A 1,824-nucleotide genomic window follows, 5' to 3' on the forward strand; every position below is an offset into this window, starting at 1 on the left:
AATAAGCACATTGGGTGTTGGCAATTACTAGCGTTTAACCTCTCTAGCATCTGATACTTCTAACGTCTATTCTGTTTAGCTTTTACTGTCTAGTATTTATCAGCATCTGTAATTACCCCGTCATTACCTAAAGAAGCACCCATAGGCAAGACCCTAGACGGACGGAAATATTTAGAATGGCTGCTGATAATGTCGTTTACGCCATCGACTAAATCTTCAATCACATCATCATAAATACCATGATGCAGCTCAGTTTCAAACGCAGTAAAGGGATGCTTTCGCGCTGCGGCCCGCACATCTGTAATGCCTTCTTTGGTATAAAACATATTTACAGAGCCATCACTGTTCAACACGCAATTGAGCTCACCATTATCAATAGCCATGTCAATACGTTCAGGCGTAAAGATGTAATCTTCTACATCGAGCAGCTGTTTTTCTACTTCTTTTTTGAAGATGTCTTTAATATCCATCTGTCAAATACTCCTTTGTGTCTATTGTCAGTAAAACGGTCATAATCATAAATACAATCATGACCCAAACCCTGTCTTATTTTTTATATTATAAGATGTCTACTTTGTTTTTAAGACAAAAAATGTAATTGTGCGTTTGCAGTTGGTAATGGTGAAAGGCAGTCGTTAGCCTTGATATTAAAGTAGGTTTACAAATGTTAGCTTATAAAAGTCAGATGAGTTTAGTCAGTATATCTATCAAATAACAACTACATAAAAAAGGCGAGCTGCAAACCATGCAACTCACCTTTTTAAGTATTAATTTTAGTGCTAATTAATCTCTTTTACATCGTCAACTAAATCCAACCTTTCTCACGAAACGACTTTAATACCTCAATGAACACCGCCATCTCATCAGGTGTGCCAAGTGTTAGGCGGCTAAAACCTTCAATTGGTGGAAACTCGCGTCCGACCACAATGCCATGCTCTCGCATTCTGTCCATGTAGACTTTTACATTGCCTTTAACTTCATGAAAAATAAAGTTGGCTTGTGAAGGCAAATGACGCAGACCCAATTCGTCTAGTGTCGCCTCAACCATTTCACGTGATTGATTAGTAATGCGTAAGCTGCGCGCCAAGAACTCTTCGTCATCTAGGGTCGCAATGACGGCCACTGCACCTGATAAATTGGTGTTATCTATGGACATAAAAGCTTCGATAGCAGCGGTCGTTTGCGGATTGGCAATGGCATAGCCCATGCGCATACCTGCCAGCGCACATAGTTTTGAGAAAGTACGAACGACGATCAGATTAGCTGATAGCTCTTGCTTTACCCACTCAACCCCACTCTCAAAACTTGGGTCGGTAATGTACTCTGAATAAGCTTGATCCAGTAAAAAATAGTGATTCGCTGGGGCATCTTTTATCCAGGCTTTTAGCTTGTCCGTTACAGTGATAGTTGCCGTTGGATTATTAGGATTGCAAAGATAAAACAAGCTGATGCCATCGAATTCATTAGCTGCTTTTTGCAGGTTGTCAAAATCTAAATCGTAATTGTTAGGCGTTAGTGGTACTTTTACGACAGACTCGCCGATAGAGAGTGCATACAATTCTGCATAAGCAAAAGTAGGATCAGGCACGATGACTTGAAATTGCTTGCCTGCTTTTAAAGCTTTGGTTTGTAGCATTTGCACGACGGCTCGGATATTTTCGCTGGAGCCGTTGCCTAGTGAGACCTGGCTTTCTGTTACGCCGTTGACCTCAGCAATTTTATTAATAAGAGCTGCGCGCTGATCGTCTGGATAACGAAACCCGATATCAAAAGATTCTAAGATAGCTTGTTTGGCAGAGTCTGCCATGCCAAGTGAGTTTTCGT

2 protein-coding genes are annotated in these 1,824 nt (G+C 40.8%); both read right to left on the reverse strand.

Going from position 1 to position 1,824, the window contains the following annotated elements; genetic code table 11:
* Positions 1-89: 89 nt before the first annotated feature.
* Positions 90-470: a hypothetical protein gene (locus tag ACS8FD_RS13535; protein WP_439260482.1), complete on the reverse strand. Its 381-nt coding sequence runs from the start codon at positions 468-470 to the stop codon at positions 90-92.
* Positions 471-805: 335 nt separating this feature from the next.
* Positions 806-1,824, reverse strand: a 1,019-nt coding sequence (locus ACS8FD_RS13540; protein ID WP_439276261.1) for a pyridoxal phosphate-dependent aminotransferase, incomplete at its 5' end; no start/stop codon positions are given.

The organism is Psychrobacter sp. 1U2 (assembly GCF_051847575.1).